The sequence below is a fragment of the Anianabacter salinae genome (assembly GCF_019061145.1).
GTDB classification, from domain to species: Bacteria; Pseudomonadota; Alphaproteobacteria; order Rhodobacterales; family Rhodobacteraceae; genus Anianibacter; species Anianibacter salinarum.
In genome coordinates this window covers 426,866-453,166 of sequence record NZ_JAHQZS010000001.1, presented here as the reverse complement: position 1 = coordinate 453,166, position 26,301 = coordinate 426,866, and the positions used below count along the sequence as shown (strand labels likewise).

The 26,301-nt window shown below is 65.5% G+C and carries 24 protein-coding genes; 10 read left to right on the top strand and 14 right to left on the bottom strand.

The annotated features are described in order from the left end of the window. Positions 1–9: 9 nt before the first annotated feature. Genes KTJ87_RS02195 through KTJ87_RS02175 form a run of 5 tightly spaced genes read left to right on the top strand, consistent with a single transcriptional unit; the run spans position 10 to position 5,695 of the window. Positions 10–1,065, top strand: coding sequence for a sugar phosphate isomerase/epimerase family protein (locus KTJ87_RS02195; protein WP_267137426.1), 1,056 nt, complete (start codon positions 10–12; stop codon positions 1,063–1,065). 1 nt (position 1,066) lies between these two features. Continuing rightward, positions 1,067–2,209 (top strand): Gfo/Idh/MocA family protein, encoded by a 1,143-nt coding sequence (locus tag KTJ87_RS02190; RefSeq protein WP_267137425.1) that lies wholly within the window; start codon positions 1,067–1,069, stop codon positions 2,207–2,209. Further along, the gene (locus KTJ87_RS02185; protein WP_267137424.1) at positions 2,206–3,720 is read left to right on the top strand and encodes a sugar ABC transporter ATP-binding protein; all 1,515 of its coding nucleotides are present in this window, start codon (positions 2,206–2,208) and stop codon (positions 3,718–3,720) included. Before KTJ87_RS02190 ends, KTJ87_RS02185 begins: the two co-directional genes overlap by 4 nt. Further along, positions 3,720–4,718: an ABC transporter permease gene (locus KTJ87_RS02180; RefSeq protein WP_267137423.1), complete on the top strand. Its 999-nt coding sequence runs from the start codon at positions 3,720–3,722 to the stop codon at positions 4,716–4,718. Before KTJ87_RS02185 ends, KTJ87_RS02180 begins: the two co-directional genes overlap by 1 nt. 38 nt (positions 4,719–4,756) lie before the next feature. Further along, positions 4,757–5,695 (top strand): ABC transporter substrate-binding protein, encoded by a 939-nt coding sequence (locus KTJ87_RS02175; protein ID WP_267137917.1) that lies wholly within the window; start codon positions 4,757–4,759, stop codon positions 5,693–5,695. Positions 5,696–5,763: 68 nt separating this feature from the next. Here the strand turns inward: KTJ87_RS02175 and KTJ87_RS02170 are convergent, their stop codons facing one another. The 10 genes from KTJ87_RS02170 to KTJ87_RS02125 all read right to left on the bottom strand — a co-directional run bounded on the left by KTJ87_RS02170 (position 5,764) and on the right by KTJ87_RS02125 (position 15,738). Next, entirely contained in the window at positions 5,764–6,693 is a 930-nt protein-coding gene (locus tag KTJ87_RS02170; RefSeq protein WP_267137422.1) for a fumarylacetoacetate hydrolase family protein, read from the bottom strand. Then, positions 6,690–7,433 (bottom strand): glutathione S-transferase family protein, encoded by a 744-nt coding sequence (locus tag KTJ87_RS02165; protein ID WP_267137421.1) that lies wholly within the window; start codon positions 7,431–7,433, stop codon positions 6,690–6,692. The genes KTJ87_RS02170 and KTJ87_RS02165 overlap by 4 nt, the downstream gene beginning before the upstream one ends. Continuing rightward, the gene (locus KTJ87_RS02160) at positions 7,433–8,431 is read right to left on the bottom strand and encodes an MBL fold metallo-hydrolase (protein WP_267137420.1); all 999 of its coding nucleotides are present in this window, start codon (positions 8,429–8,431) and stop codon (positions 7,433–7,435) included. The genes KTJ87_RS02165 and KTJ87_RS02160 overlap by 1 nt, the downstream gene beginning before the upstream one ends. Positions 8,432–8,443: 12 nt before the next feature. Beyond that, on the bottom strand, positions 8,444–9,748 hold the full coding sequence (locus KTJ87_RS02155) for a TRAP transporter large permease (protein ID WP_267137419.1): 1,305 nt from the start codon (positions 9,746–9,748) through the stop codon (positions 8,444–8,446). Beyond that, complete coding sequence (locus KTJ87_RS02150; RefSeq protein WP_267137418.1) at positions 9,745–10,305, bottom strand: TRAP transporter small permease subunit; 561 nt, start codon at positions 10,303–10,305, stop codon at positions 9,745–9,747. Before KTJ87_RS02150 ends, KTJ87_RS02155 begins: the two co-directional genes overlap by 4 nt. Continuing rightward, a complete protein-coding gene (locus KTJ87_RS02145) occupies positions 10,302–11,360 on the bottom strand; it encodes a C4-dicarboxylate TRAP transporter substrate-binding protein (protein WP_267137417.1) in 1,059 nt (352 codons plus the stop codon). The genes KTJ87_RS02150 and KTJ87_RS02145 overlap by 4 nt, the downstream gene beginning before the upstream one ends. A 78-nt stretch (positions 11,361–11,438) precedes the next feature. Continuing rightward, positions 11,439–12,086 (bottom strand): TetR/AcrR family transcriptional regulator, encoded by a 648-nt coding sequence (locus tag KTJ87_RS02140; protein WP_267137416.1) that lies wholly within the window; start codon positions 12,084–12,086, stop codon positions 11,439–11,441. 100 nt (positions 12,087–12,186) lie between these two features. Next, complete coding sequence (locus KTJ87_RS02135) at positions 12,187–13,257, bottom strand: DUF1513 domain-containing protein (protein WP_267137415.1); 1,071 nt, start codon at positions 13,255–13,257, stop codon at positions 12,187–12,189. 4 nt (positions 13,258–13,261) lie between these two features. Continuing rightward, positions 13,262–14,245 (bottom strand): imelysin family protein, encoded by a 984-nt coding sequence (locus KTJ87_RS02130; RefSeq protein WP_267137414.1) that lies wholly within the window; start codon positions 14,243–14,245, stop codon positions 13,262–13,264. Then, positions 14,242–15,738: a di-heme oxidoreductase family protein gene (locus tag KTJ87_RS02125; protein ID WP_267137916.1), complete on the bottom strand. Its 1,497-nt coding sequence runs from the start codon at positions 15,736–15,738 to the stop codon at positions 14,242–14,244. Before KTJ87_RS02125 ends, KTJ87_RS02130 begins: the two co-directional genes overlap by 4 nt. 140 nt (positions 15,739–15,878) lie before the next feature. Here KTJ87_RS02125 and KTJ87_RS02120 point away from each other — a divergent pair, with 140 nt between their 5' ends. Both KTJ87_RS02120 and KTJ87_RS02115 read left to right on the top strand, forming a co-directional pair. Next, complete coding sequence (locus tag KTJ87_RS02120) at positions 15,879–16,334, top strand: hypothetical protein (protein ID WP_267137413.1); 456 nt, start codon at positions 15,879–15,881, stop codon at positions 16,332–16,334. Beyond that, on the top strand, positions 16,315–16,788 hold the full coding sequence (locus KTJ87_RS02115; RefSeq protein ID WP_267137412.1) for a Dps family protein: 474 nt from the start codon (positions 16,315–16,317) through the stop codon (positions 16,786–16,788). The genes KTJ87_RS02120 and KTJ87_RS02115 overlap by 20 nt, the downstream gene beginning before the upstream one ends. On the opposite strand, the gene KTJ87_RS02110 is transcribed toward KTJ87_RS02115, so the two are convergent. The 3 genes from KTJ87_RS02110 to KTJ87_RS02100 form a co-directional block, all read right to left on the bottom strand. Beyond that, the gene (locus KTJ87_RS02110; RefSeq protein ID WP_267137411.1) at positions 16,785–17,036 is read right to left on the bottom strand and encodes a DUF1289 domain-containing protein; all 252 of its coding nucleotides are present in this window, start codon (positions 17,034–17,036) and stop codon (positions 16,785–16,787) included. The two genes, KTJ87_RS02115 and KTJ87_RS02110, sit on opposite strands and share 4 nt — an antisense overlap. 65 nt (positions 17,037–17,101) lie before the next feature. Continuing rightward, positions 17,102–18,364, bottom strand: coding sequence for an imelysin family protein (locus KTJ87_RS02105; protein WP_267137410.1), 1,263 nt, complete (start codon positions 18,362–18,364; stop codon positions 17,102–17,104). Positions 18,365–18,684: 320 nt separating this feature from the next. Next, on the bottom strand, positions 18,685–19,446 hold the full coding sequence (locus KTJ87_RS02100; RefSeq protein WP_267137409.1) for an SDR family NAD(P)-dependent oxidoreductase: 762 nt from the start codon (positions 19,444–19,446) through the stop codon (positions 18,685–18,687). Between the two features lie 296 nt (positions 19,447–19,742). On the opposite strand from KTJ87_RS02100, the gene KTJ87_RS02095 reads away from it, so the two are divergent. The 3 genes from KTJ87_RS02095 to KTJ87_RS02085 are packed head-to-tail and all read left to right on the top strand — an operon-like array spanning position 19,743 to position 24,852. Further along, positions 19,743–20,534: a TetR/AcrR family transcriptional regulator gene (locus KTJ87_RS02095; protein ID WP_267137408.1), complete on the top strand. Its 792-nt coding sequence runs from the start codon at positions 19,743–19,745 to the stop codon at positions 20,532–20,534. Positions 20,535–20,538: 4 nt separating this feature from the next. Continuing rightward, positions 20,539–21,678 (top strand): efflux RND transporter periplasmic adaptor subunit, encoded by a 1,140-nt coding sequence (locus tag KTJ87_RS02090; protein ID WP_267137407.1) that lies wholly within the window; start codon positions 20,539–20,541, stop codon positions 21,676–21,678. Between the two features lie 3 nt (positions 21,679–21,681). Further along, positions 21,682–24,852 carry an efflux RND transporter permease subunit gene (locus tag KTJ87_RS02085; RefSeq protein WP_267137406.1) on the top strand — a complete coding sequence of 1,057 codons (3,171 nt, stop codon included), beginning with the start codon at positions 21,682–21,684 and terminating at the stop codon, positions 24,850–24,852. Here the strand turns inward: KTJ87_RS02085 and KTJ87_RS02080 are convergent. After that, positions 24,835–26,298, bottom strand: a complete 1,464-nt coding sequence (locus tag KTJ87_RS02080) for a mannitol dehydrogenase family protein (protein WP_267137405.1) — start codon at positions 26,296–26,298, stop codon at positions 24,835–24,837. The genes KTJ87_RS02085 and KTJ87_RS02080 overlap by 18 nt on opposite strands. Positions 26,299–26,301: the final 3 nt, after the last annotated feature.

Sequence of the window (26,301 nt, the reverse complement as noted above, 5' to 3'; positions counted from 1 at the left end):
GAGCGAACGATGAAGACGATCAAGGGCCCTGGGTTGTTCCTGGCGCAGTTTGCCGGTGACGAGGCTCCGTTCAACTCATGGGACGGGATCACCCGCTGGGCGGCCGATTGCGGCTACAAGGGCGTGCAGGTGCCGGTCTGGGACGCACGGCTTGTCGATCTCGACAAGCTGGCCACCTCGCAGACCTATTGCGATGAATGGGCCGGTCAGGCGCGCGACAACGGGGTCGAAGTCACCGACCTGTCCACGCATATCCTGGGACAGCTGGTGGCGGTTCACCCCGCCTATGACGCCTGGGTCGACGGCTTTGCCGCGCCCGAGGTTCAGGGCATGCCGAAAGAGCGGCAGGCCTGGGCGACCGAGCAGGTCAAGAAGGCACTGACCGCATCGAAGAACCTTGGCATCGGCCAGCACGTCACGTTCTCGGGCGGGCTGGTGTGGCCCTTTGTTTACCCGTTCCCCCAGAGACCGCAGGGCCTTGTCGACACCGCGTTCGACGAGTTGGCGGCGCGGTGGCGCCCGATCCTCGACCATGCCGAGGACTGCGGGGTGGACGTCTGCTATGAAATCCACCCGATGGAAGACCTGCACGACGGCGTCACCTTCGAGATGTTCCTTGACCGGTTGGACGGTCACGCGCGCTGCAACATGCTGTACGACCCCAGCCACTATGTTCTGCAATGCCTTGATTACCTTGAGAATATCGACATCTACGCGGACCGGATCAAGATGTTCCACGTCAAGGATGCCGAGTTCAACCCGACCGGGCGGCAAGGCGTCTATGGCGGCTATCAGCCATGGGTGAACCGCGCCGGGCGCTTCCGGTCGCCGGGCGACGGGCATGTCGATTTCGGCGCGATCTTTTCCAAGATGGCGGCCAACGATTTCGACGGCTGGGCCGTGGTCGAATGGGAATGCGCGCTCAAGCATCCCGAAGACGGCGCGCGCGAGGGTGCGCAGTTCGTGCGCGACCACATCATCCGCGTCACGCCGCATGCCTTCGACGACTTCGCGGGCAGCGAGATCGACGACGCGACCAACCGCAAGCTACTGGGACTTGACTGACATGACACGCATCAGACTGGGCATGGTCGGCGGCGGCGCCGACGCGTTCATCGGCGGGGTTCACCGCATCGCAAGCCGGATCGACGACCGCTTCGAGTTGGTCGCGGGGGCGCTGTCCTCGACCCCAGAGAAAGCGCGCGACAGCGGCGCGGCGTTGGGGCTGGACCCCGACCGCAGCTATGGCAGCTTTGACGAGATGGCAGAGGCAGAGGCGGCGCGCGAGGACGGTATCGAGGCGGTCAGCATCGTGACCCCGAACCACGTCCACTACCCGGCGGCCAAGGCGTTCCTGTCGCGCGGTATCCATGTGATCTGCGACAAGCCGCTGACCGCAACCTTCGAGGACGCCGAGGCGATGGAAGCGGCGGTGCGGGACAGCAAGGCGCTGTTCATCCTGACGCACAATTACACCGGCTATCCGCTGGTGCGGCAGGCGCGCGAGATGGTGGCGAACGGCGATCTGGGCGAGTTGCGGCTTGTGCAGGTGGAATATCCGCAGGACTGGCTGACCGACACGCTGGAGGCCGAGGGCGTGAAGCAGGCCGAATGGCGCACCGACCCCGCCCGATCGGGTGCTGGCGGCGCGATCGGCGACATCGGCACCCATGCCTTCAACCTTGCCAGCTTCGTGACCGGGCTGAAGGCGGCGGAACTGGCTGCCGACCTGCACAGTTTTGGTGCGGGCCGCGCGCTGGATGACAACGCCCATGTGATGCTGCGCTATGACGGCGGCGCGCGCGGGATGCTGTGGTGCAGCCAGGTCGCGCCCGGCAACGAGAACGGGCTGCGGCTTCGCGTCTACGGCAGCAAGGGCGGGCTGGAATGGGCGCAGGAGGTGCCGAACGAATTGTGGTTCACGCCGCATGGCGAGCCGACGCGCCGCCTTACCCGCATGGGCGCCGGGGCATCAGACGCGGCCAACGCCGTAAGCCGCATCCCGTCGGGGCATCCCGAAGGCTACCTTGAGGGCTTTGCGAACATCTACACCGCTGCGGCCGAAGCAATCCGCGGCGTGCAGGGCGGCGCCGCGCGCGAGGATGTCATGGGCCTGCTGCCCGACATCCGTGCGGGGCTGGATGGAATGGCGTTCATCCGCGCCTGCGTCGCCTCGTCGAAGGGCAACGCCAGATGGGTCAGTCTATGACCGCACCGCCCGTCCTGAGCCTGCGCGACGTCCGAAAAAGTTTCGGGCCCGTCGAGGTGCTGCACGGCGTCGATCTCGATTTGCGCGCGGGCGAGGTGCTGGCGCTGATCGGCGAGAACGGCGCGGGCAAGTCCACGACGATGAAGATCCTCGGCGGCTATCAGCCTGCAAGCGCGGGACGTATCCTTCTGGACGGGCAAGAGGTGACGTTCGGCTCGCAGCACGATGGCGAGACCGCCGGGATCGTGATGATCCACCAGGAGTTCAACCTGGCCGAGCAGCTGACCGTCGAGCAGAACATCTTTCTGGGGCGCGAGCTGCATCGCGGCTGGCTCTTGGACAAGACGCGGATGCGGCAGCTGTCGCGCGAGTATCTCGACCGGGTGAACTGCGACGTCGACCCGGACGAGCTGGTGTCGCGTCTGTCCAACTCGGACAAGCAGATGGTCGAGATCGCCAAGGCGCTCAGCCGCGATGCGCGCGTTCTTATCATGGATGAGCCGACCGCCGTGCTGACCGGCGAGGAAACCCGCGTGCTGTTCGACCAGGTGCGCGCGCTCAAGGCGGCAGGCACGGCGATCCTGTTCACCTCTCACAAGCTGGGCGAGGTGTCGGAAATCGCCGACCGCGTGGCGATCCTGCGCGACGGCGCGCTGGTGCGCGACGTGGCGGCGTACGAGATAACCGAAGACGGCATGGCGACCGCGATGGTCGGGCGTGACGTGTCCGACCTGTTCCCGGCCAAGCCGGACACCGCACCGGGCGAGATCCTGTTGCGGGTCGAGGGGCTGCGCGTTCCCGGCGAGGCGGAGGATATCGGTTTCGACCTGCACCGGGGCGAGATCCTTGGCATCGCGGGCCTGATCGGCTCTGGCCGGACCGAGGCGATGGAGGGGCTGTGCGGCTTGCGCGCCGCCTCAGCCACGCGGATCGAGATCGGCGGCGCCGAGGTCAACATCCGCAAGCCATCCGACGCGCGGGACCACGGGCTTTGCTACCTGACGGAAGACCGCAAGCTGCGCGGGCTTCTGCTGGGCATGGGGATGCGCGTGAACCTGACGCTTCAGGCGCTGGACCGCTTCGGCGGCGTTCTGGTGGACCGCTCTGCCGAGGAACGGGCGCTCGATGATGCCATCCGCGAATTCGACATCCGCGCCGGGGGGCGCGACATGAAGGTCGGCAACCTGTCGGGCGGCAATCAACAAAAGCTGTTGCTGGCCAAGGTTATGCAGACCGAGCCGTCGATCCTGATCGTGGACGAACCGACGCGCGGCATCGACATCGGCACCAAGCAACAGATCTATGCCTATCTGCGCCGCCTTGCGGCCGAGGGGCTGGGGATCGTGATGATCTCGTCCGAGATGCAAGAGGTCATCGGCCTGTCCGACCGGGTGCTGGTCATGCGGGCGGGCCGGGTCGCCGGGATGCTGTCCGGCGACGAGATCAACGAAGACGCAATCGTCCGCCGCGCCATGGGCGTCGGCGCAAAACACTCCGAGAAGGTGGCTTGATGACAACCGAAACCACGTCGCAGGCCCCGCGCCGCAAGCTGCCGTCGATGAGCATCCTCGGCCCGGTGATCGCCCTTGTCGTGCTGGTCGCCATCGGCGCTTCGATGAACTCGAACTTCCTTGGCGCCGCGAACATCACGAACGTGCTGGCGCGTTCTGCGTTCATCGGCATCATCGCTGTCGGCATGACCTTTGTCATCACGGCGGGCGGGCTTGATCTGTCGGTCGGCTCGATGGCGGCCTTCATCGCGGGGCTGATGATCCTGGTGATGAACGCGGCACTTCCGACGCTTGGCATCGGCATTCCGATCATCCTTCTGGGCATGGTCGTCGCCATCCTGGCCGGGATCGCGGCGGGGCTGCTCAACGGCTTTCTGATAACCGTCGTCGGGATTGAGGCGTTCATCGTGACACTGGGCACGATGGGCATCTACCGCAGCCTTGTCACATGGCTGGCGGACGGCGGCACCCTGTCGCTCGATTTCGGGCTGCGCACCTTCTATCGCCCGGTCTATTTCGACGGCATCCTCGGGATATCATGGCCGATCATCGTGTTCGCGCTGATCGTGATCTTCGGCGAGGTGCTGATGAGCCGCGCGCGGTTCGGGCGCCACTGTGCCGCCACGGGCGCGAACGAGGCCGTCGCCCATTATTCCAACGTCAACGTCAACCGCACCCGGCTGCTGACCTACGCGATGCTTGGGCTTCTGGTGGGCGTGGCGACGATCATGTATGTGCCGCGCCTCGGCTCTGCCTCGGCCTCGACCGGCCTCTTGTGGGAACTGGAGGCGATCGCCGCCGTCATCATCGGCGGCACCGTGCTCAAGGGCGGCTTCGGCCGGGTCTGGGGCACCGTGATCGGCGTGCTGATCCTGTCGCTGATCGACAACATCCTGAATCTGACCGACCTCGTGTCGCCGTATCTGAACGGCGCCATCCAGGGGGTCATCATCATTCTCGCTGTCATCTTGCAGCGTGAAGCCAAGGCGAAGGGCTGACGCCCGCGCCAATCCTAGGGAGGAATGAAATGTCCTATATGAAGACGATACTCGCCAGCGCAGCCGTTGCGGCGCTTGGCACCGGCGCATTCGCGCAGGACACCAAGGTGATCGGCGTGTCCATCCCCGCAGCCACCCACGGCTGGGCCGGCGGCATGAACTTTCACGCGCAGGAAGCCGTCGAGCGGCTTGAAGCGGTCTACCCCGATCTCGACTTCGTCCTTGCCACCGCGTCCGATCCCGGCAAGCAGGTCAACGACATCGAAGACATGGTCGCCACGCGCAACATCAGCGCGCTCGTCGTCCTGCCCTTCGAGTCCGAGCCGCTGACTGGCCCTGTCCAGTCGGTCGCCGAAAGCGGCGTCTGGGTCACGGTGGTGGACCGCGGCCTGTCGGTGGACGGTATCGAGGACCTGTATGTCGCAGGCGACAACCCCGGCTTCGGCCGCGTGTCGGGCGAATACATGGTCTCGAAGATGCCCGATGGCGGCAAGATCGTCGCGCTGCGCGGCATCCCGACCACCATCGACAACGAGCGGGTTGCCGGTTTCGAAGCGGCGATCGAAGGCTCGGGCATCGAGATCATCGACATGGAGCACGGTAACTGGAACCGCGACGACAGCTTCAACGTGATGCAGGACTTCCTGCAGAAGCATGAAGAGATCGACGCGGTCTGGGCCTCGGACGACGACATGGCCGTGGGCGTTCTTGCCGCAATCGAGGCGGCAGGCCGCGACGACATCCAGTTCGTTCTGGGCGGCGCTGGCATGAAGGAGATGGTCAAGCGCGTGATGGACGGCGACAGCATGATCCCCGCCGACGTCACCTATCCGCCGTCGATGATCGCCACCGCAATTGAACTGACCGCTGTGGGCATGACGTCGACCGCGCCTGTCTCGGGGACGTTCACCATCGGGTCGGTGCTTATCACCCCCGAGAACGCCGAGCAGTTCTACTATCCCGACAGCCCGTTCTGATGGGCGATCCTTCGGGCGGGCACCTTGCCCGCCCGAAGGTCCTTTTGCCGTGCCGCATTCGGCGGGCGCTACCGCGCCGAGGCGGCAATCCTGTTGCGCAGGATGCCAAGCCCTTCGATTTCCAGCTCGACCACGTCACCCGGCGACAGGAAGCGGTTCATTTCCAGGCCGCATCCGCCGCCGACCGTTCCCGATCCAAAGAACTCGCCCGCCCGGATTTCCTCATCCCGGCTGACGTGTTCAAGGATGCGCGCAAAGGAATGGTGCATCGTGGACGAATTGCCGTGGCTCCACTCTTCGCCGTTGACACGCGCACGCATGTCCAGCCCCGAGCCGTCGCCGATCTCGTCGCGCGTCACCAGATACGGCCCCATCGCGTTCGCCGTCTTCCAGTCCTTGCCCTTTGCCGGGCCAAGACCGCCCGTCATCTCGCGCATCTGGTGATCGCGGGCCGAGAAGTCGTTGAAGATGAGGAACCCGAAGACGTGGTCCTTCGCATCCGCCGCCGCGATGTCCATGCCGCCCTTCGACGTGATCATGCCAAGCTCCAGCTCGTAGTCGAGCCGGGTCTCGCCCTTGGGCCAGATGATCTCGTCGTTCATGCCGGACACCGAGAACCGGTTGCCCTTGTAATAGACCGGCTGGTCATACCACACCTGCGGCAACGCGACTTCGCCAGGCTCAAGGTCGGCGGCGTTCGGGTCCAGCTTGGAGATCGTGGACCGGCATTGGCGCAGGTGCTTTTCAAAGGTCAGGCAGTCGCGCATCTGGACGGGCACAGGCACGGGCGCACGCAGGTGCACCGAGGCAAGATCGACCCGCGCAGCCGGCCCTTGCGCCTTGCGCGCAGCCTCAAGCGCCTCGTCGCCGCCTTCGATCAGGTCCAGCATCGAGGCGAAGGCAGGATGTGCGGCGGCGTCCAGCACGGCGACCCGGTCGCCGTCGAGAATGCCAATGGACTGGTCGCCGCGTGTGTTTTCAATCGTGACAAGTTTCATGCCGGCTCTCCGATGGAGTCATAGATGTCCGAGACGCGGGTTCCCGGGTAATAGGTCGCGCGGTAGGCGGCGCGGTCCTGCATTGCGTTCCACCAGCGCTGCAGGTGCGGCGCATCGGACCAAAGGTGATCGAGACCCAGATCTCGCATCCGGTCGATGGTCGGCACCACGCAGAAATCGGCAAGGCTGAGATCGCCGCACAGCCATTCGGCGTCCGCCAGCGCAGAGTCCATCCGCGCGACGGTTTCGCGCAGACGGTCGTGGCTTTCCTGTAGCCGCGCATCCGAGAAACCGCCGCGCCCCATCTCGCGGTAGAAGGTGCGGCGCAGCGTGCGGGCGTCGGTGTCCTTCTGCAACTCGTCTTCCGACAGATCGGCGCGGTGCCGCACTAAGACCTGGTTGAACGACGGGATGCGAATGGCGGTGGTCGGCACTTCTTCGATGAAGCGCAGCCACTTGCGCATCTTCGCCCGGCCCAGCGGCGCCTTGGGCGACAGCGGAACCTCGGGAAACAACTCGTCGAGGTATTCCATGATGACCGAGCTATCCAGCACCGCGTGCCCATCATGCAGCAGCGACGGCACGACGCCATCGGGATTGATCGCCAGATACTCGGGCGTCAGGTGTTCCTTCTTGCGAAAGTCGATCTTCGTATCTGCAAACGGCAGCCCCTTTTCGTGCAGCGTCAGCCGCACCTTCTGGGAACAGGTGGAAATCGGGTTGTTCAGAAGCTCCAGCATCAGGCCTTGCCTGCGTGGCATTGGCAGGGCGTGTCGTGCGGGCAGGTCGCGCCGCGCGAATAGCGCAGCATCTGGGTCAGCACGTCGGGTTGTTCGGGATTGACGGCGCCGCGTGACAGGTCGCGGTAGATCGTGGCGACATTGGCCACCACCCTCTCGCGGTCGAGCCAGCTGTCGAAGGCGGAATAGCCCACCTCGAAGGCCGCCTCTTGCCAGGTCAGACCGGCCTCGAAACACGCCGTCGTTTCAGCAAGGATATGGGTGAAATAATCGCGCAAGCCCCGAACGGCGGTCTTGTCCGACACCGCGCCATGCCCCGGCACAACAATGTCGACGTCAAGGCCAAGGATATGGTCGCAGGCGGCGATCCAGTTGCCGACCGGCCCCGCCCACATGATCGGATGGCCGCCATGGAACACCAGATCGCCGGTGTAGCAGACCTTGGCGTCGGGCACATGGACGATGATGTCGCCGCGCGTATGGGCGGGGCCAAGCTCGGTCAACTCGACGGCGCGCCCGCCCACATCGAGGGTCTTGGTGCCCTTGAACACCTCGGTCGGCGGCACATGCTCGATGTCGGAGAAATCAAAGGTCTTGCCCATGTAGGTGTGCAGGAACTCTCCGAATACGCCGTAAGCTTCAGGGTCGGCAGAGGCCGCCTTGAAGAACCCCGCCGGGCGTTCCTCCATCTCTTCGCGCGCCGCTTCAGAGGCGATGATGCGCGCGTCGCCGACAAGGTGGTTTCCGAAGGTGTGGTCACCGTTGGAATGGGTGTTTACGAGGATGTCGATGGATGCCGCTGCCGGTTCGGCCTTGCGGTAGGCGTCCAGCATGTCGGCGGTCAGCCTGCCGGTGAACAACGTGTCCACGACTAGGGTGCGGTTGTCTTCTCCGACGATCAGGCCGGAATTGCTCCAGCCCCAGCTGCCATCGCCCTGGACCCAGGCATAAAGCCCGTTCCCCAAAGGCTGCAGTTCGCGCTTGGTGTCGGTATACATTTGATTTCTCCTTCAGAGCAGGCCGATGGCCAGCCAGGGCATCGCGATGACCATCGCCACCAGAACGACCATGATGATCGCGAAGGGCGCGGCACCGGCGAAGATGTCGTTGAGCGTGATGCGGTCGTCGTCGAGATTGGCCTTGATGACGAAACAGGCGACCCCTAACGGCGGTGTCAGCAGGCCGACCTCGACGGCGATGATGGTAAGGATGCCGAACCAGACCAGATCGACGCCGAAGGGTGCGATCACCGGCAGGATCAGAGGCAGGATGATAAGCAGGATCGAAGAGCTGTCCAGGATCGTGCCAAGCAGGATGATCGCCAGCAGATACAGCAGCAGTACGCCGTAAAGCCCAAGCTCCCAGCTTTCCAGGAGGCCCGACATGGCGTTCGGCAGCCCGGTCAGGGCCAGCAGCCGGGAATACATGTGCGCCGCGATGATGAGGAACGTGATCGACGCCGTGACCTGCCCCACCTCCAGCATGATGCGCCAGATTTCCCTGCCGCCGAGCCGCCCCTTGATCAGCGCGATGATGAGCGCACCCAGCGCGCCGACCCCGCCCGCTTCGGTCGGGGTAAAGAACCCGCCGTAGATCCCGCCAAGAACCAGAACGATCAACAGGATGATCGGCGCGGATTTCAGGACCATCGTTGTGCGGCTCATCTCGGGCATGTCGGATGCACCGGGATTGCCGGTGAAGCCGGGAAAGAACCGCGCCATGAACATGATCGCGCCGCAGAACATCAGCGCAAGGATCGCGCCCGGAATGATACCCGCCGTGAACAGATCGCCGATGGACACCTCGGCGATGATGCCGAACAGGATCAGCAGAAGCGACGGCGGGATCAGCATTCCCAGCACCGACGACCCCGCGACGATGCCCACAGAGAAGCGCGGCGTGTAGCCCTGGCGCACAAGCTCGGGCACCGCGACCTTGGTAAAGACCGAGGCGGATGCGATGGACGTGCCATTGACCGCCGCAAAGACCGCGTTGGCAAAGACCGTGGCGATCCCCAGCCCGCCGCGAAACCTGCGGAACATCTGCCCGGCGACGTCAAAAACATCGCGGCCCAGTCCGCAGGCACCGACAAGCACCCCCATCAGAACGAACAGCGGGATGACGCCGAAGGAATATCGCTCGACCCCGTCCAGGGCCGCCTGGCTCAGAAGCGCACCGGCGACGACGAACTTGCCCTTCACCAGGAAGACCCCGAAGAAGGACACGGCCATCAACGCGATCGCCACATGCATCCCCAACTGGATCAGCACGAGGATCGCGACGATCGAATAGATGCCGATCTCGACGCCGGTCACGCACTTGCCCTCCGACCGCTGGCGACCAGCGCGAAGCGCACGGTCAGAAGCGCGTATTGCGCGAATGTCAGCGCACAGCCTGCAAGAACGCAGACGACGAACGGCCAGCGCGGCATGGTGAAGATGCCGTAGAGCCCGACCGTCTCGTTGCCCTCGATGCTGTCGAGGATGCCGGGCGCGATATAGTAAAGGAGAATGGCAAGCATCAGCGTTCCGGCGGCATGATGAAAGACATCCAGCGCGGCGCGGGCGCGGTCGTTCATGCGCCCCAGCCGATTCAGCAGCATATCGGACCGCACGTTCCGCCCGGCGGCCGTCGCTTGGGGAAGTTGCAGGAACACGATGGCGACGATGGCCGCGCTGACGATCTCGGCGGTTGCGGGTACCGGAGTGCCGAAGGCGCCGCGCCCGACGACATCGGCGTTGATGATCGCCATGATCCCGAGCGTGCCCAGACCGCCGATGGCCGCCAGCGCAATCGTGAGCCGGTTGAGCCACAGCGTGAAGCGGCCGCCCGGAGGTCCGGGCGGCTGGTGGTGTTCGGTCGCGGCTGTCACTCTGCGGTCCAGTCCCGTGCGTGGGTGATGCCCGCTTCGCGCGACAGGCGCATGTAGGTTTCCAGAACCTCGGTTCCGGGCAGGCCCTGCGCATCAAGCTGGTCGGCCCATTCGCGGGCAATGTTGGGCAGCTTGTTCGCGTAGGCCGCGCGCTCTTCGTCCGACAGCTCGGAGAGGATTGCGCCGCCTTCGACAGCCGTGGCCAGCGACGCCTCGCCGCCCTCCCTGTAGGATTCCGCGGCGATGTCGCGGTATCCGTTCGCGGCCTCCTGGATGATCTGCTGCATGTCCTCGGGCAGAGTGTTCCAGGTGTCGAGGTTGACCGTCAGCGCCGAAGCGTACTGCGCGCCGAAGTTGATCTTGGTGATGTAGGGCGCGACCTCGTAGAACTTGTAGGGCGCCACGACCGATTCAAAGGTCATCACCCCGTCATAGAGCCCGGTCGACATCGCGTTGTAGAAGTCGGGCAAGGCCCCGGCCACGGGCGTCGCGTCCACGCCCTTGAGCCAGTTGAGCGCAAGCCCGGCGGTGCCGATCTTGGACCCGTCGAGATCGGAGACCGTCTCGATCGGGAACTTGGTCACGAAGTGGTAGGTGTCGATCCCGACCGGGGCAAGCACCTTCTGGTTGTTGTCTTCCCAGGCCTCGGACATCGCCGGGATCTCGGCATAAAGCGCATCGATCACCTCCATCAGCTTGACCAGATCGGAGGTTCCGAACGGGGTGATGTAGGTGATCTGGTCCAGCGGCAGCTTGTCGCCTTCGAACAGTTGCGGGACATAGCCGAATTCTGCGACGCCGCTTTCCACAGCCTCCAGCACGCCAGTCGGCGGCGCGACCGAACCGGCGTAAGCCTCGGTCCAGTTGACGGTATGGCCAAGCTCTGCGGCGCGGCGCGTGACCTCGGGGACGAAATGCGTCGAGATCGCAGACACGCCCTTGGTCAGCGGCGGATGACCCGCGATGACGGTGAAGTTGAACGTCTCGGCGGCCGCAGGTATCGCGGCCGACAGCATCAGGGCGCCTGCAAGCGCGATTGTCTTGGGTCCAGTCATGTATCTTCCTCCCAGAAGGTTGTGCCGGTTTCCCGGCAGCTTGGATGCTGATCCCCTCCCCGGGATCAGCGGCGTGTGTCAGGGGCCGTCGCCCCCGCAGGGCGATCCGAACGACGCAACAAGGAACGAGATAAGCTCTTGGCGGAATTGCGACCGGTCCTCGGGGTTGGCGAGCCCGTCCGACAGGCGCTTCATCCGGCCATCGGTGCGCTGGTCGCTGAGGCTCATCATCACGGCGCCGACCATCAGGTGATAGCGCCAATGCACCTCGCGCTCGTTCAGGTGAGGCACGGCGCGGTGCAGCACCGCCATGTAGCGCAAGGCGAAATCGTCCAGTTCCTGCGCGACGATGGCGCGGGTCCATTCGGTCGGGCGCACCCGGTGCTGAAGCACGAGATGCGCCAGCAGGATGCCCGTGCGGGGGGTGTCGTCGTTGACGTAGGCATCCACGAACGCCTCGACCACGTCCCACAGATGCGGCGCGCGGTTCTCCGTGGCTGCCTCGGCTTCGATCCGCGCAAGGCTGTCGAGTCTGCGCTTGACGGTGCGGCGGGCCACATCGCGGAACACTTCCAGCGTAAGGTTATCCTTGTTGCGGAAGTGGTAGTTCACGGCGGCCATGTTGACGCCCGCACGTTCGGCCAGACCGCGCGTCGTCACGCCGTCGATCCCCTTCTCGGCATACAGCTCTTCAGCGGCATCGCGCAGGGCGTCCCGAGTGTCCAATCGCAATTCATTCACATGATTCAAGCGCATGTTTGAAACATGCGAAAGAATTCTGAAGGCGTCAAGCAGTTGTTTGAATTCGGCCCTTGCCGGGCCGTAATCAGAGCGAAACGATGTGGTTGTCCCAGGCGCAATCGACCCGTGACAGGGCCCTTGCGGTTCCGTTTTCGATCACGATCAGCCCGCCCAGACCATCGCTGGCAAGGTATCCCGCCCCGCGCGAGGCCAGCCCGCAGACATCGGCGCGGGACACCGCGCCAAGGAACGCGCCCGATGCGGAAAAGCGGTGGACGCGTCCGCCGCGCGGCGAGGTGATGGCGATCTCGGAGCCGTCGCCGCTGAACGCGGCGCTGCCGGCGTATCCCTGCATTGCCAACTCGTCCGCCAGCGGCGCCTCGGCAAGGGTCGGGGTCTGGCCCCTGCGGTGCAGGCCCAGAAGCGGCGGTGCAGCGCCCGCCTCGCCTTCCCACTGCATCGCAAAGCCGACCAGCCCGCCCGCACGGATCGCCAGATGCCGGATCGACAACTGCCTCAGGTCTGGTTCAAGCTCCACCGTCTCCTGCAGAGACCCGTCCAGATCGTGATACGCAAGGTTCGGGCGCATCGTGGCGATGTTCAGCTTGGCGCGGTCAGCCGGATCGGTCGCGATACCGCCGTTGGCGATCACCAGTGTCCGGCCGTCCGGCATCAGCCGCACCTCGTGCGGACCGATGCCGTCACTTGGCCTCTGGCCGATGCGCCGATACCCGGCGTCCACGTCCCACATGCCGATGACGCCGTCGCTGGTGTCCGCGCGCTGTTCGCTGGTCAGCAAAAGCGCCCCGCCTTCGGCAAAGACGCCATGTCCGTTGAACTGAAGCCCGTCCGGCGGGACCAGGCGGCGGCGCACCTTGCCCGACACGCAGTCCACGACAAGCGCAAAGCGGCCCGGGCGGCGGGCAAAGGCGACCGCCTCGGCGCGGCTCGGGTGCCCCGCCCCGGCATGCCCGCGCGCGGGCAGCGGCACCTCGAACGTCACATCGCCGTCGATGCCGATGCCATAGAGCGCAAAGCCCCCGCCGGGCGCGCGCGCAGCGGCAATCCAGGACGGGCTGCCGACGGCGGCCCAGCCAAGGCCGGGTGCCGCTCCGGTCGCCAGCAAGGCGGCAAGAAAGCTGCGGCGCGTGGCCATGATCCTAGTCCCCGTCCATCGCGTTAAAGCCCGCCGACAGTCCAAGCGGCGCGCCGAGTTCGGTCTTGATCGCTGTTTGCAGCGCCTCGACGGCTTGCTGAAGCACCTCGACCTGCAGGCGGTCCTGCGGGTCGGTCACGCCCTCGAACGCCGGGCCTACACGCTCTGCCACGTCGTGCACGCGCGCGGTGGCGGCGTCGGTCTGCGGCAATGCGCCCCGCGCCAGGGCATGGGCCAGCGCCTGCGCCGCATCGACCGACAGAAGCACATTGCGCAGGCTGCGGCCTGAACGCCACGCCTCGGCAAGGGTCGGGCGGGGCCTGTCGAACGTGCCAAGCGGGCGGCCGAGCCGTTGGTCGGCGGTGAATTCGAGACCAGACAGAAGCTGGGTGTAGAGCGCGCGCAACGCCTCGCCATCTTCAAGGAACTGCGTGTTCCCCGGCGCGCCTGCGCTGCCCAGGGTGGCGGCGAAACTGCCGCGCCAATCGCTGTCCAGTGCAAGCGCCTGCTGTGCAAGGTCCGCCGCGATGGCCTGAACCAGCGAGCATGTATAGCTGCCTGCGCCGTAGCCGGTGAATGCGGGATCGAACAACAGCATCTCCAGCGCGAAGACTCCGCGCGCCGCGATCGACACCTCGTCATAGCCTTCGGGATCAAAGGCAATGGGGTCTTCGTCGGCGATGAGGTGCTGTAAGGTGCGCTGAGTGAAGCCGCGCGTATCGGGCCAGAACGCGACCGACAGCGCCCCCGTCTCGGACGGTCCGATGTGCAGGTCCGCAACCGCCATCCAGGCGTCGAATGCGGCATGGAACGCAGGCTTCACCGCGGCGGGGCGGCAATCGGCGGCGGCGGCCTGTTCCAGCGCCTCGGCACTGGCTGCGAAGGCGGCAAAGCCCGGCAGGATGTGCCTGTCCAGCGCCTCATCGACCCCGGCGAAGGCCGGTGAAGCAAGAAGCAGGGACAGGGCAAGAACAAATGGGCGTTTCATTGGCTCTCCAGAAAGCGGATCAGGGCGTCGCGGTCCTCGGGGGGCATCCGCACGACGGCATCGCGCGCCGCCTGCGCCTCGCCACCATGCCAGAGCACCGCCTCCAGCAGCGACCGCGCGCGTCCATCGTGCAGGAAATTCGTGTGGCCGGACACCGCTTCGGTCAGCCCGATGCCCCAAAGAGGCGCGGTGCGCCATTCGCGGCCATCGGCGCGCCCCTCGGGCCGGTTATCGGCAAGCCCCGGCCCCATGTCGTGCAACAGCATGTCGGTGTAGGGCCAGATCAACTGGAAACTCGCGGGGTCGTCCCCTTCCAGCCGGTGCGTGACGTGGTTCGGCCGGTGGCAGGACGCGCAGCCCGCATCAAAGAACACCTCGCGCCCTTGCAGCACCTGCGGATCATCGACATCACGGCGGGCCGGAACGGCAAGCGTCTGGCTGTAGAAGGTGACAAGGTCGAGGCCGACCTGGTCGATCTCGAACCCGCCCTGTTCGGCGTCGGCGCCGTCCAGCGAGGCAGTGCAATCGGTCTGCGCGTCGGTGCATTCGCCCGAGCCGGCCGTATGGATCGGGTTCGAGATGCCGATGTCGCCCGCAAAGGCGCTTGCGGTCTGCTCGAGGATGGTGGGGTTGCCCGCCTTGTGGCCGAAGCGGCCCAGCATCGGGCGGTCGTGGACATCCGACCAGACGATTTGCGGCCGCCCGGAAATCCCGTCGCCGTCGGCATCGTCAGGGTCGGCGAGGGCCAGGATATCCTCGGACGGGATCGCCTCCAGCAGGCCGAGGCCGATCATCTGCGGCGCCACGCGGGGGCTGAGCATCGCGGCGGGGTGCAGCGGACCGTAGCCAAGATCTGCCGCGTCATAGGTCGGCTTGCGCAGCGTTGCCGTCTCGCCGCCGGACAGCGGCACCTCGATGTCCTCATGCGCGACGGACAGCCGATATTCCGGCGCGTGCCCCGGCAGGCTGAAATCCTGCAACTGCGTGCCATAGGTCGGGTCCGGCGCAACGGCATGCGTGCCCGCGATATACCGCTCGATCTCTTGCACATCGCCCGCGGGAATCGACACCCGCAGGAACATCGACACCGCCGTATCGTCCGGCCCTTCGGGCGGATGGCCGCGCCCGTCCTTGATGTGGCAGCGCTGGCAGGACCGCGCATTGTAGAGCGGCCCCAGACCGTCTGAGGCGATGGTCGAGGCGGGCGGCGACACCCAGATGCGCTTGAACATCCCGTTGCCGACCTTGAAGTCCAGTTCCTGCTCGAAGCTGAGGTTCGCGGCGGGCTGCGAGAATGCATCAGCCGTGTCCCGCGCACGCACGGTTTGCGCCCCACCTGCGTTCTCTTCGAAGGTCCAGGGCGCATCAAAGCTGTCCGGCAGGGCAGTCACCTCGGCGATGCGCGCGCGTTCGGCTTCGGTGCGGGGGATCACGTCAAGATGCACGTCTTCGAGCGTCGGCAGGGGCACGCCAGGCTCGGCGGTGGCGGTCATTGTCGCTGCAGCGGCAAGGCCGAACGCCAGCAGACCGGCAAGCATCGTGTGTCTTGTATCGCTCATATTTCCGACTATTATTATCGGAAATTCGAGTCGTCCAGCGCCTTCCGCGAGGGTGCGGCGAAAGGATACAAGCAATGAGCGTCTGCCTGAAATTTCCAGACCCCGAAATCGAGGTGCCGCAGGAGCCGGTGGACCGGGCTGTCCTGACGCGGCTTCGGTTCGCGGCCAAGGCCTGCCGCGCCTCTGCCCGGCTTGGCCCCGAGCGGGCGTGCAGCATCATCGACGCCGCGCCGGACAGGGCGATGACGGCGCTGGTGTCGGCGCTGTCGGACGCGGTCGGTCGCCCTGTCCGCACCTACGCACTGCACGAGACCGAGATGACCTTTGACGAACGCTGGGTCCTGTCCGCGATCGCGGCGCTGGGGCGGAACGATCTCGACAGCGTGGCGTTTCTTGTCTCAAGCCGGGTTCCGCCCCACATCGAGAGATGGATGTTCGTCTTGTTGCGGCGTGTGACCGATGCGCTTGGGGAAGACTGTTCGATACTTCAACCGACTGAGGAGACCAGGAATGGCACAACCAGCATCTGACATCAGCCAAAGCGCCCGCGAGGCAATCGCCGAGGCACTGAACCAGGCCGTCGCCGAGACCGCGGTGACGACCATGCTTGCCCAGAATTTCCACTGGAACGTCAAGGGCATGTCCTTTGGCCCCCTGCATGATCTGTTCCAGACAATCTATGAGGATCACTTTGCCGCGCAGGACGATCTGGCCGAACGCATCCGCGCCCTCGATTGCCATGCCGAGGGCCGCCTTGCCGTCATGCTGGACAAGTCGAAGGTCGCCGAACAGGACGGTCATCAGGCCGCCACGGACATGATCCGCATTCTCGAACAGGCGCAGGTTCAACTCGCCTCGACGCTGTCAGGGGTCGAGCATGTGGCGTCTGACAACGGCGACACGTTGACCGAAGACCTGGCGATCGAGCGTGGACGCGTGCACGAGAAATTCGCCTGGATGCTGCGCGCCCACCTGCAGGACTAGCCCTTGGGGAGCGGCGGCATCGCGACGCCCTTCTTGCGGCATTGCCTTGCGTAGACCTCTGGCCAGGCGCGGAATTTTCCCATCTGCGCCTGTTGCGCCATGACAAGCTGGACGAAACCCTGGCGCTGGTCGTCTTTCTTGAGCGACTTGAACGCCTTTTTCTGCGCCTTGGTCATCGAGCAGGCGATGCAGTGGCCTTCGCGCTTGTACTTGCAGACGTCGATGCAGGGGCTGGGGGTCTTGCTCATGGGGTTTCCCGAAAAAGGACGGGGCACCATCAGGCGCCCCGTCTGTCTTGTCCTGTGGCGGTGAGTTACTGGAACACGGCCGACGGGTTGTCGAGGCTGTCGGAGCCTTCGAAATCGATCCCGCCAAGATCAAGCGCGGCGACGACCCGCTCGATCGACCGGGTCTGCGCGATCAGCGCATCGACACCGCCCATCACCAGCCGCTCGCCCGCGTCGTTGCCGCGCTCGAGCATCTCGTCATAGGCAAAGCCCGCCTCGGCGGCGGTCTTGATCCGGCCAAGCGCCATCATCGTCTCGCCCAGCCGCGCCTGCAGTTCCGCGTCAAGCTCGGGATTGTCTGCGTCAACCAGATCCGACAGCGACGGGCCGGACACCTGCGTGCCATCCGTGCGGACGTATTCGCCGAGATAGACGTTCTGCACGCCAAGCCCGTCGTAGTAGTGGCTGTTGTGGGTGTTGTCCGAGAAGCAGTCATGCTCTTCCTCGGGGTCGTTCAGCATCAGGCCAAGGCGCATCCGCTCACCCGCCTGCTCGCCATAAGACAGCGACCCCATGCCGGTCAGCATCGCCGAGATTCCGGCCTGCTCGTCTTCCAGCAAGTTGGCGCGGGCCTCGCCGCTCTCGGTCCACTGGGCCGCCATCCATTCCAGATCGGATACTAGAAGCTCGGTCGCCGCGGACAGATAGTCGGCGCGGCGGTCGCAGTTCCCGCCGGTGCAATCGTCGCCCGTGGCATAGTCGGTCCAGGGGCGGTTTCCGGCGCCGTCGCCGTGCCCGTTCAGGTCCTGCCCCCACAGCAGGAACTCGATGGCGTGATAGCCGGTGGCGACGTTCGCCTCGACGCCGTCGACCTCGTGCAGCGTCCCCTCCAGCAGCGCGGGCGTGATGTCGGCCGCGTCGATGGTGGTCCCCGACAGCTCGAACTGCGGGTTCGCGATCACGTTCAGCGCGGCAAGCTGGTTGGCATCCGTCGGACCACCATAGCCGCCATCGACATAGTCGATCAGCCCCTCGTCGAGCGGCCAGGCGTTCACCTTGCCTTCCCAGTCATCGACGATGGGATTGCCAAAGCGGTAAACCTCGGTCTGCTGGTAAGGAACGCGCGCCTCGAGCCACGCCTCGCGCGCGGCCTGCATCGCCTCGGCGGACGGCGCCTCGATCAGCGTGGCAACAGCGTCCTGCAGCGCACGGGCGGCGGTCAGGCTGTCCTCATACTTGGCGGCAGCAATATCGGCGTAGGTGTCCAGCACCTCGGATGCGGTCTGCGCAGTGGCGGTGCCTGCAAGGCCTGCGGCAATCGCCGTGGTGGTCAAGAGTGTTCGGATCATCTGGTTGTCCCTTCCTTCGGTCCATGACTGCGCGCCACTCCGCCCCCGTCCCTTGCGGGGTCGGCCAGCCTGTCCAGGAACTGCTCGATCGAGATCGCGGGCCATTCGACGCCCTCAAACGCAATCTGGAACAATTCCCGGCGGCACGGCTCCAACGGAGGCTGATCACGTCGGACCATCAGATATCCTTCCGACTCGGTGGCACTCACCAAGTAGGTGACTGAAACTGTCGGAAATGGCAATGCCCGATTAATCCAGTCGGGCTTTCAGGATATCAGACGCCCCGGGGACATATCTGCCCCGGGGCGCAAGACGGACGATCAGCGGGGCGCCATGCGGATGGCGCCGTCGAGACGGATCGTCTCGCCGTTCAGCATCGGGTTCTCGAGGATCGCGCGCACCATCTGCGCATATTCTTCGGGATTGCCCAGCCGGTTTGGGAACGGCACCTGCGCACCAAGACTGTCCTGTGCCTCTTTCGGAAGGCTTTCCAGAAGCGGCGTCAGGAAAAGGCCCGGCGCAATGGTCATCACCCGGATACCGTGGCGGGCAAATTCGCGCGCGATGGGCAGGGTCATGCCGACGATACCGCCCTTGGAGGCCGCATAGGCGGCCTGCCCGATCTGGCCTTCGTAGGCGGCAACCGAAGCGGTGTTGACGATCACGCCGCGCTCTTCGCCAAGGGGATCGGCGGTGTGCAGCGCGGCGGCGAATTTGGACAGCACGTTGAAGCTGCCAAGCAGGTTGACCGTCACGATCTTGGTGAACTCGCCAAGCGGCAGCGCCTTGCCGTCGCGGTCGATCACCTTTGCAGGCGGGCCGATTCCCGCGCAGTTGACAAGGATGCGCGCCTTGCCGTGCAGCCCCTCGGCCTCGGCGATGGCCGTCTCGACTGCGCTTTCATCGGTCACATCGACCTTGAAGAACCGCGCGCCGATGGCCTCGGCCATCTTCATTCCGGTGTCTTCGTTCATGTCGAAAATCGCGACCTTTGCACCGGCCTCGGCCAGCATTTTCGCGGTCGCACCGCCCAAGCCCGATGCGCCGCCGGTGACGATGGCAGCCTGTTCCTTCACATCCATTCTGATCTTTCCTTGCTTGTTCAGACGCAAAGCGTCTCGATCTCGTCCGAAGACTGCAGGGCGATTGTGGCATGGCAAACCTGCAGTGTCGCCGCCCCGTCGTCCCTGCCGCGATCCGGTTCCCCGATGAAATGATGTAGAAATCGGATGTGCAAGGCATTCGCAACCTCTTGCGGGCGGCGCCGCCCGGCGCGCGGCAAGAGCCGAACGGTGGTTCACCATTGCGTTTGCCGGTTGAACCCCAAGCGCGGGCGCCCTAGATACCGACCGCCGGTCTGTAAGGGAGCCGCCACGTCATGCTGGGTGAACAGAAAGAACGACAGCGCCGCATGGCGCCTGACGCGCGGCGCGAGGCGATCCTCGATGCCGCGCAGTCGCTGTTCATGGCGCGCGGCTTCGAGGCGGTGACGATCGCCGACGTGCTGGAGGCCGCCGACATCTCGAAGGGCGGATTGTACCACCACTTTGCGGCAAAGGACGACCTGCTCGCAGGCATCGTGACGCGGATGGCGGAACGCGGGCTGGATGCGGCCGAAAACGCCCGTGCGGAAACGACCGGCGACGCGCTGATGCGTCTGAATGCGTTCATCCACGGCTTTGCCCGCTGGAAGTCCGACAACATCGCGGGAATGCGCCTGTTCGCGGACGTGCTGGCACAGCCCGGCAACGACATTCTGCACCGGCGCGTTCTGGATGCGACGACCGCCGCTGTCATGCCCGTGCTGCAGACCATCATCGAGGAAGGCGCCCGCGAAGGCACATTCGACGTCGCCGAACCGGCCCTGACCGCCGAACTCGTCGTCGGCCTTGCCCATGGGCGGCGCAAGGTCGCGGGCCGGGCGATCGGTGTGGCCAGGGACGAGGGCCTTGGCGCGGCTTGCGCGCTTTTCGAAGCCCGGTTGAAGGCAGAGGGCACGATCTGTGACCGGCTTCTGGGCCTGCCGCCGGGCAGCGTGGTGCTGCAAGGGCCGGGCGACACCCGACGGGTGCTTGCCGAATTTGCCCGCGCGGCCACCGATGCCCCAACCGGCCGCGCCGATGCGGCCGAGGATGAAATGAACAGGCGCTGCGTCGCCGCAGGGAAATGAACTGATGACCGACAACACTGAAAAGCTGTCCTTCAAGGATGACAAGGGCGCCTCGCGCTCGACGTGGATCGCTGGCGCGCTGGTGATCGCGATCGTGGGCTGGATGGGCAGCGGATTTCTCCTGCCTGCGGACGACGACACTGGGCAAACCGCCACCCAGACAGACCCCGAACCCGTGGCGGTGACAGTGGAGCAGTCGTCGGCCGAAGCCGTCACGCTGTTCTTCCAGGCCGAGGGTCAGGCTTTGCCGGACCGGGACACCACGATCCGCGCCGAAGCCTCTGGTGACGTGGCCGAGGTGCTGGTGACCAAGGGACAGGACGTCGCGGACGGTGCGGTGATCGCACGGTTGTCCGCCACCCGCGCCAGCGCCGACCTGAACCGCGCCCGAGAGGAGCTCGACCGGGCGCAGCGCGAATTCGACAACGCCTCGGAGCTTCTGGAACGCGGGGTCGCTACCGCAGACCGCGTCAGCCAGGCCCGCGCCACGCTTGCCGCCGCCCGCGCCTCTGTCACCAGCGCCGAAGAAGCGATCAATTCGCTGGAAATCACGGCGCCCTTCGCTGGCCGAATCGAGACGCTGTCCTTGGATCAGGGAGAGTTCGTGCAGGCGGGCGCAGAGGTGGGACGCATTGTCGACAACCGCCCGCTGACCGTCGCCATCCAGGTGCCGCAGCAGGCGCTGCGGCGGATCGAGGACGGCCAGCCCGCCACGATCCGGTTCATCACCGGGGAAGAGCGTGAGGGCACCGTCGCCTTCGTCGGCACTTCGGCCAATGCCGAGACGCGCACTTTCCTCGCCGAAATCGACGTCGCCAACGAGGACGGCGTCATTCCCGCCGGCATCTCGGCCGAGGTGGTCATTCCCACCGGTGAGGCTCAGGCGCATTTCCTGCAACCCTCGACCGTGTCGCTCGATCCCGAGGGTCGCCTTGGCGTCAAGACCGTGAACGAGGACAACCGCGTCGAGTTCCAGCCCGTCGAGATTGTCCGCGCCGAGATCAACGGCATCTGGGTGACGGGCCTGCCCGACACCGCGCGGGTCATCATCATCGGGCAGGGCTTCGTCAACGAGGGCGAAGTCGTGGCCCCCTCCAAGGCCGCCGAGACGGCCTCGGACCGCACTCTCGCGCAAGGGGAATAAGCCATGAACACCCTTATCGACGCCGCATTCTCGCGCGGGCGCGTTGTTCTGATGGCGCTGCTGATGATCCTTGGCGTTGGCGCGGTCGCTTACATCTCGATCCCGAAAGAGGCCAACCCCGAGGTGCCGCTGCCACTGGTCTACGTCTCGACGGGCCTTGAGGGGATCAGCCCGACCGACGCCGAGCGCCTGCTGATCGAGCCGATGGAATCCGAATTCGCCGCCATCACCGGGCTTGAAAAGATGGAAAGCCACGCATCCGAGGGCTTTGCCAGCGTGCAGCTGGAATTCACCCCCGGCGGTGACATCGACGAGGCGCTGGACAAGGTGCGCGAGGCCGCCGACCGGGTCGCAAGCGACCTGCCGGAAGACGCGTATGACCTGACCATCACCGAGATCAACACCGCGCTGTTCCCGATCATCACCGCGATCATCTCGGGCCCGGTGCCCGAACGCGCGCTGAACGATCTGGCAGACGATGCGCAAGAGGCCATCGAAGGCCTGCCCGGCGTGCTGGAAGTCGATATCGGCGGCGCGCGCGAGGAATTCCTCGAGGTGCTGATCGACCCGACCGTGTTCCAGACCTACAACCTCAGCTTCGACGAGTTGATCGGCCAGTTGCAGCGCAACAACCGCCTGATCGCCGCGGGCGCCATCGAGACGGGCGGCGGGCGCATCGTGCTCAAGGTGCCGGGCCTGATCGAAGACCTGCAGGACGTGATGGACATCCCCGTGAAGGTGCGCGGCGACACGGTCGTGACCTTCGAGGACGTCGCCACGATCCGGCGCACGTTCCAGGACCCCACCGGATTTGCCCGCATCGACGGCCAGCCCGCGCTGGCGCTCGAAGTCAAGAAACGGTCCGGCGCGAACATCATCGACACCGTGGCCGCCACGAAATCGGCGCTTGAGGACCTGCGCGCCGACTGGCCCGACAGTGTCGAGGTGACGTATCTGCAGGACCAGTCCGAACAGGTGGAAACCCTGCTGTCCGATCTTGAGGCGAACGTGATCGCCGCCGTGATCCTGGTGATGATCGTGATCGTCTTCGCGCTTGGCCTGCGCTCGGCGATCCTTGTGGGGCTTGCGATCCCCGGCGCCTTCCTCGCTGGTGTCACCGCGCTTTGGGCGATGGGCTACACGATGAACATCGTCGTGCTGTTCTCGTTGATCCTTGTCGTGGGGATGTTGGTGGACGGCGCAATCGTCACGACGGAACTGGCCGACCGCAGGTTGCAAGACGGCGATTCCCCGCGCGAGGCCTATGCCGCCGCGGCGAAACGCATGGCGTGGCCGGTCATCGCATCGACCGCGACGACGCTGAGCGTGTTCTTTCCGCTGCTGTTCTGGTCCGGCATGGTGGGCGAGTTCATGAAATTCCTGCCGATCACGGTGATCCTGACGCTGTTCGCGTCGCTCTTCATGGCGCTGATCTTCATCCCCGTCCTTGGCGGTCTGATCGGCAAGAGACAGCCGCAGAAGGCAGAGGCAAAGCGGGCGCTGCACGACGCCGAACAGGGCGATCCCAGGCGCATCGGCGGGATGACCGGCGCCTATGTCCGGCTGCTGGAATGGGCGATCCTGCGTCCGGGGGCCACCGCGCTTCTGGCACTGGCGCTGCTGCTGAGCGGCTTCGGCCTCTATGGCCAGTTCGGCAAGGGCCTGTCGTTCTTCCCCTCGGTCGAGCCGGAATTCATGCAGGTGCAGGTGCGCGCGCGCGACAACTTTTCGATCTACGAGCGCGACGCGCTGGTGCGCCAGGTGGAACAGCGCCTGCAGGACTACGGCGAGATCCAGACAACCTACGCCCGCTCGACGATGAGCGCGGGCCAGGGCGACGAGGAAACCATCGGGACCCTGCAGCTTGAGCTGACCGAATGGGACACCCGCCGCCCCGCCGCAGAGATCGGCGCAGAGATCCGCCGCGATGTGGCCGATATCGCCGGGATCGACGTGCAGGTGCAGACGGAAAGCGGCGGTCCGACCAGCGGCAAGCCGGTCAACCTGCAGATCGCCGCGCGCAATCCCGCCGTCCAGGCCGAAGCGGTCGAGGAGGTGTTGGAGATCATGGACAGGATCGGCGGCTTTACCGACGTCACCGACACCCGCCCCCTGCCCGGCGTCGAGGTGTCGATCCTTGTCGACCGCGCCGAGGCTGCACGCTACGGCGCCGACGTCAGCCTTCTGGGCCAGGCGGTCCAGCTTTTGACGCAAGGCATCGCGGTCGCCGACTACCGGCCCGAGGATGCGGACGGCGAGTTGGACATACGCGTGCGGTTCCCCGCCGAAGACAGATCGCTGGCAGAGCTTGGAAACCTGCGCGTGCCGACCTCGGCGGGGCTGGTTCCCGTGTCGAACTTCGTGACCTTCGCCCCGTCCGAAAGGACCGGCACGATCACCCGCATCGACGAGCAGCGCGTCGTGACCATCGAGGCGAACGTCGCACCCGACAAGCTGGTGAACGACCAGATCAACGCGCTGCAATCCGCGCTCGACTCGGCCGACTTGCCTGACGGCGTAAGTTACAGCTTCGCGGGCGAGGCAGAGGATCAGGCCGAGACGATGACATTCCTGGCCAGCGCCTTTGTGGCGGCGATCCTTCTGATGCTCGTGATCCTCGTACTGCAGTTCAACAACTTCTACCAGGCCTTCGTGGTGATGAGCGCCATCGTGTTCTCGGTGGCCGGGGTGCTTCTGGGTCTGATCGTCACCGGGCGGCCTTTCGGCGTGGTGATGGGCGGCATCGGGGTGATCGCGCTGGCGGGCATCGTGGTGAACAACAACATCGTTCTGATCGACACCTACAATGACCTCAAGCGGTCGGGCCTGTCCCCGCGCGAGGCGGCCCTGCGCACCGGCGCGCAACGTTTGAGGCCGGTGATGCTGACCTCGATCACAACGGCGCTGGGTCTCATGCCGATGGTGCTGGGCATGAACCTCAACTTCTTCACGCGCGAGATCGTGTTCGGCGCGCCGTCGACGCAATACTGGACGGAACTGTCCAGCGCCATCGTCGGTGGTCTTGTCGTGGCAACAATGCTGACGCTTGTGTTGACGCCCGCCATGCTGATGCTGGGCGAGAAACGGAACGGCCGCCCCGAGGAAACCCCGGAGCGGCCTGGCCCGGCCGATGTGTCACGGTCCCAGGACCAGCGCTTACCGGAAGGTGTGTAGCGCGGCCTCGGTTCCGTCTTGCCAGATCAGGGCCAGCCACCGGTCGAACGTCTCTGTCAGGCGGGGATCATCCGCCAGATCGTCATAGAACTGCCGCTGCTCCAGCCATGCCGAGGGCCGGGTGCGCGCCGCTATCGCGGCTGCGGTCAGTGTGTCCCAATGCGGATCGTTCGGTGCGATGATCGACCCGTCTTCACGCGTTCCGGCGCACATCCGCGCCCACAGCGCTTCGCACAGCGCCAGCCCCTCGATCGAGGTTCCGGCCTTCAAAGCATCGCGCAGCACCGGCAGCAGGAAACCGGGGTGCCGCGATGATCCGTCAAAGGCGACGCGGCGCACCGTGTCGCGAATCTGCGGATTGGCAAAGCGCGCGTCGATCAGATCGACATACGCCGTAGCGGTCATGCCGGGCACATCGGCCACATGTGGCACGATCTCTTGCAGTTCGACCTTGCGGAACAGCGCGTGGATGGCCGGATGCGCCATGCAGCCCGCGATCGTCTCGACCCCCAGCAATTCCCCGGCGTTGGCAAGGATCTGGTGGCCGGCATTCAGGCAACGCAGCTTCATCGCCTCGAAGGGATGCACATCGTCCGTGATCGTTGCGCCTGCGTCTTCCCAGGGCGGGCGGCCCGCACAGAACCGGTCTTCGATGACCCATTGGCGGAAATTCTCGTGGGTCACCGGCGCATTGTCTGCGATGCCCAGGTCGCGGGCCATCGCGCGTTCGGACGGGCCGGTCGCAGGCACGATGCAATCGACCATCGCATTGGGGAAGGTGGCATTGGCGTCGATCCAGTCGGCAAGGCCGGGGTCGGACAGGCGGGCCAGCCCGACGACCGCGCGCCGGGTGATGTCGCCGTTGCCTTGCAGATTGTCGCAGGACTGGCAGGTGAACGGCCCCTGCCCTGCCGCGCGGCGGCGGCCCAGTGCCGCGACGATGGCGCCGAAGGCGGTGCGGGGAACGTCAGGGTGCGCGGCGTCGTGAACAATATCGGGGTGAGCTGCGTCGAAGCCGCCGTCAGCGGTCTGGAAATACCCGCCCTCCGTGACCGTCAGCGCCACGATGCGGATCGCGGGATCGGTCATGCGGGCGATCAGCGGAGCGTTGCCGTCTTCGACAGGAACGAAGTCGATCATTGCGCCGGTGACTTCCGCAGACCGGCCCGCCGGATCAAGCTCGATCAGTGTCGTCAGGCAATCCTGCGCCAGCAGCGCGTCGCGCATCGCCGCGTCGGGTGCCCGCACCCCTGCGCCGACGATCGCCCAGTCCAGTGCCTGCCCGGCGTCCATCAGGCGGTGCAGATACCATGCCTGATGCGCTCGATGAAAGTTGCCAAGGCCGATGTGCACGATCCCCGGCGTCAAGTCGGCGCGCGCATAGGACGGCACCCGCACCGCAGGCGGCAGATCAGGCAGGGTGGCCAGCGAAAGCGGGACGGGCATCGG

Coding starts and splice junctions, on each gene's coding strand:
- KTJ87_RS02195 (WP_267137426.1), top strand. CDS start 10: ATGAAGACGATCAAGGGCCCTGGGTTGTTCCTGGCGCAGTTTGCCGGT.
- KTJ87_RS02190 (WP_267137425.1), top strand. CDS start 1,067: ATGACACGCATCAGACTGGGCATGGTCGGCGGCGGCGCCGACGCGTTC.
- KTJ87_RS02185 (WP_267137424.1), top strand. CDS start 2,206: ATGACCGCACCGCCCGTCCTGAGCCTGCGCGACGTCCGAAAAAGTTTC.
- KTJ87_RS02180 (WP_267137423.1), top strand. CDS start 3,720: ATGACAACCGAAACCACGTCGCAGGCCCCGCGCCGCAAGCTGCCGTCG.
- KTJ87_RS02175 (WP_267137917.1), top strand. CDS start 4,757: ATGAAGACGATACTCGCCAGCGCAGCCGTTGCGGCGCTTGGCACCGGC.
- KTJ87_RS02170 (WP_267137422.1), bottom strand. CDS start 6,693: ATGAAACTTGTCACGATTGAAAACACACGCGGCGACCAGTCCATTGGC.
- KTJ87_RS02165 (WP_267137421.1), bottom strand. CDS start 7,433: ATGCTGGAGCTTCTGAACAACCCGATTTCCACCTGTTCCCAGAAGGTG.
- KTJ87_RS02160 (WP_267137420.1), bottom strand. CDS start 8,431: ATGTATACCGACACCAAGCGCGAACTGCAGCCTTTGGGGAACGGGCTT.
- KTJ87_RS02145 (WP_267137417.1), bottom strand. CDS start 11,360: ATGACTGGACCCAAGACAATCGCGCTTGCAGGCGCCCTGATGCTGTCG.
- KTJ87_RS02135 (WP_267137415.1), bottom strand. CDS start 13,257: ATGGCCACGCGCCGCAGCTTTCTTGCCGCCTTGCTGGCGACCGGAGCG.
- KTJ87_RS02130 (WP_267137414.1), bottom strand. CDS start 14,245: ATGAAACGCCCATTTGTTCTTGCCCTGTCCCTGCTTCTTGCTTCACCG.
- KTJ87_RS02125 (WP_267137916.1), bottom strand. CDS start 15,738: ATGACCGCCACCGCCGAGCCTGGCGTGCCCCTGCCGACGCTCGAAGAC.
- KTJ87_RS02120 (WP_267137413.1), top strand. CDS start 15,879: ATGAGCGTCTGCCTGAAATTTCCAGACCCCGAAATCGAGGTGCCGCAG.
- KTJ87_RS02115 (WP_267137412.1), top strand. CDS start 16,315: ATGGCACAACCAGCATCTGACATCAGCCAAAGCGCCCGCGAGGCAATC.
- KTJ87_RS02110 (WP_267137411.1), bottom strand. CDS start 17,036: ATGAGCAAGACCCCCAGCCCCTGCATCGACGTCTGCAAGTACAAGCGC.
- KTJ87_RS02105 (WP_267137410.1), bottom strand. CDS start 18,364: ATGATCCGAACACTCTTGACCACCACGGCGATTGCCGCAGGCCTTGCA.
- KTJ87_RS02100 (WP_267137409.1), bottom strand. CDS start 19,446: ATGGATGTGAAGGAACAGGCTGCCATCGTCACCGGCGGCGCATCGGGC.
- KTJ87_RS02095 (WP_267137408.1), top strand. CDS start 19,743: ATGCTGGGTGAACAGAAAGAACGACAGCGCCGCATGGCGCCTGACGCG.
- KTJ87_RS02090 (WP_267137407.1), top strand. CDS start 20,539: ATGACCGACAACACTGAAAAGCTGTCCTTCAAGGATGACAAGGGCGCC.
- KTJ87_RS02085 (WP_267137406.1), top strand. CDS start 21,682: ATGAACACCCTTATCGACGCCGCATTCTCGCGCGGGCGCGTTGTTCTG.
- KTJ87_RS02080 (WP_267137405.1), bottom strand. CDS start 26,298: ATGCCCGTCCCGCTTTCGCTGGCCACCCTGCCTGATCTGCCGCCTGCG.